Raw genomic sequence first — 3,165 nt, forward strand, 5'->3', positions numbered from 1 at the left:
GTATCAGTTTGGTATTGAGCCAGTACGCATCACCGACACTGACAACATTCAGATTAATGAAGGTCTGCCGACTAATGCTGACCCACAAGTATATGCTTTCGAGCTGGCTAAGCTGGCTAAGCTGGCTAAGCTGGTTAAGACCATGCTGAATGGTGTTCTTAAGTCCGCTCAGGAGAACATCCCGTTCCCTGTAGAAGTCCTGCCTACCCGTAATAGCCTGCCTACCCCAATCATTGCTCACACTCTGTCTGACCGCTCTGTGGTCGTCCCTGTACGCGGTGGTGAGCGACCTAAAGTCGTGACCGTTCCGTCTGGTCAGGAGATTGTCGTCGAACCGATTGAACAGGCTATTCTCATCTCTGAGCAGACTAAGCTGTGGGACGCCAAGTCATCCACCGGATTCACTCAGGGCACACTTCAGCAGGACGCTATGAACATCTGTGAGAATGTGGTCCGTACCATCAACGCTCGCATGGTCGACGTTCTGGAATCCTCTAAGCTGCTGAAGACCGTAGAGCTTCCTGTCCTGACTGGTAGCCTGACCGCTAAGGCAGACGCTATCATGGACGCTCTGTATGAGGTATGAGAACACCGAGCCTTCTTTCGGTTCTGAGGTGTCTGACTACGGTATTATCGCCCATGAGAGCCAACTGAAAGCACTGTCCCGTCTGGCTGCTAAACAGGGCTTCTCTGGTGAAGACGCTATCGTGGATATGCTGGGTACCGACATCGCGTATTACAACGGTGAGGACAAAGGTGTGTTCATGTTGGCTAAACGCTTCACGGCCCTGAGCTTCGGCTGCTTCCGTCACGACGGTGAGAATATTACGGTCGTCCTTTCACGTGATGGCGACTCTCAGTCCCACGACTTGGAAATCCTCGGTAAAGTGTTCGTTGTCGCTGAAGCTGCTACGATCGTCAAGATGGGCACTGGCTCAGCTACTGCCGTCCTGCCTGTAGTCAAACGCCTGAAGTTCACCAAGACCGAAGCGTAAGACCAATGGGTAAGAGCATTAGTAAAGGCTTCAGGTCCATCGCCAAGGGCCTGACAGGTGGTGGTGGGACTCAAGGTGGGGCTTCGGTCCCGCCTCCTGTAGCTCCTCCAGATGACGCTCAGCAAGCTGTAGTCGATACCCAAGGTCAGGAGACCGAGGGAGGTAAGACCATGAGCAGAGGTAAGTCTGGACTGAATATCAGCAGGACTTCAGGTGGTGGGCTATCACTGTGATTAACTAACTATGGTCTGGACCAATGGTCTGGACCTATTGTTAATGTAATAATATAACATAACAGATAGGGGCTTTATGTCTATGACTTCCGCAGACCTGAAGTCCCTCCTGACTCTGGTCTATAAACTCGTGTTCCTCTCTGTGGGTCTCTACATGGTCCTCTCTGGTCGACTCGGTGTGGATGTGTTCGACACTCTGTCTAAGGCTGTGGGTGGACTTCTAGGTCCTTAGGTTTGGACTCACAGTGGGACCGATGGTTTCTGACAGAAAAATGTGAATGACCATCTAATACATTAAGCCAGCAGACTTCCCCCCATAGGCCCACCTCAAGTCCAGACCGAGGCCACCGGGGGGCCTGACCAGCCGTCTAGACATCCCGTCTAATGACACAAGTCTGGCACAAAGAATGACACAAGGTCTTGACTCAATGCAGGACCTCAGGCCTACTAAGGGTCCGCTTCAAGTCCTTGAAGTTCCAGATGAACTTAATGGGCACATCCAGTTTATCTTTGCCCCGGACACCGTCGCGGAGTGCCGTCATTTGCGGGCCATGATCGATAGCATCCATCCAGCTGAAGCAGGAGATTGACGTTTTGACCGGATTATCCAGCACCGGTAGGCGTTCTATCGTAATGGTATAGGTCGATTCACGCGCGCCACTATTTCCGCCGCTGATGCCGACATTGCCCGTCAAAATAGGTAACATAGCAATAGCGCGTGCAGTCAGCTCGCCGTTTGCCTGGCGTTGCGGCCCCCAGCCCTGGCAGATATAAGCGGGTTTTGTTGTGCCAATTTCACGCGCCAGTTTGATGATACGGTCTACCGGGATACCGGTAATTTGCGAAGCCCACTGCGGCGTTTTTGCTGTTTTATCGTCACCTTCACCAAGAATATAGGCTTTATAGTGACCATTTTTGGGTGCATCTGCGGGTAAGGTTTTTTCGTCATAGCCGACGCAGTATTTATCGAGAAAAGGTTGATCAACGAGATTTTCGTTAATCAATACCTAGGCAATACCCGCAACCAGCGCGGCATCGGTGCCCGGGCGAATAGGGAGCCATTCGTCTTCACGACCGGCAGCCGTATCGGTATATCGCGGATCGATAACAATCATTTTGGCGTTCGATTTCTCGCGCGCTTTTTCAAGAAGATAAGTGATGCCACCACCGCTCATGCGGGTTTCTGCCGGGTTGTTACCAAACATCACGACCAGCTTGCTGTTTTCAATATCCGTGGTGCTGTTGCCATCATTACTGCCGTAGGTGTAGGGCATGGCACAGGAAATTTGCGCGGTGCTGTAGGAGCCATACTGATTGAGTGAACCGCCGTAGCAGTTCATCAGGCGTTTGACCGCCGAGGCTGATGGCGAAGAGCGGGTCATATTGCCGCCAACAATCCCCGAAGAGTACTGAATATATACAGCTTCATTGCCATATTGTTCGACGGTTTTTTTCAGGCTACTGGCGATAGTATCCAGGGCTTCATCCCAGCTAATCCGTTCGAATTTGCCTTCACCGCGTTTACCCACGCGTTTCATTGGGTAATTCAAGCGATCGGGATGATTAATACGCCGGCGGATGGAGCGACCGCGCAAACAGGCGCGTACCTGATGGTTGCCGTACTCATCGCTGCCGGTATTGTCAGTTTCCACCCAGGTCACTTCATTATCTTTAACATGTAGACGAAGTGCACAGCGGCTACCACAGTTGACGGAACAGGAACCCCAGATCACTTTTTCGCTGGCCTGTTGTACCGCTGCCGCTGCACTGCGCAGGGTGAACGGTAAAGAAAAACCGCCTGCAGCCAGCGCCAGAGAACCTATCGCGGTTGATTTAACGAGTGTTCTGCGGCTGATGCCCACCATTCAGTCATTTTTGGACATAACTCACTCTGAATATTTAGCGCGCTAACAATAGAGGGAGTCCACCCATTTTGG

The 3,165-nt window shown here is 51.8% G+C and carries 2 pseudogenes; one reads left to right on the forward strand and one right to left on the reverse strand.

What is annotated here, in order from left to right:
* A pseudogene (locus ACUU1M_RS19475) lies at positions 1-995 on the forward strand (hypothetical protein); the annotation flags it as partial.
* Positions 996-1,698: 703 nt separating this feature from the next.
* On the opposite strand, the pseudogene ACUU1M_RS19480 reads toward ACUU1M_RS19475, so the two are convergent.
* A pseudogene (locus ACUU1M_RS19480) lies at positions 1,699-3,093 on the reverse strand (DMSO/selenate family reductase complex A subunit); the annotation flags it as partial.
* Between the last annotated feature and the right edge of the window lie 72 nt (positions 3,094-3,165).

It is taken from the genome of Shigella sp. SIG6, assembly GCF_053555815.1.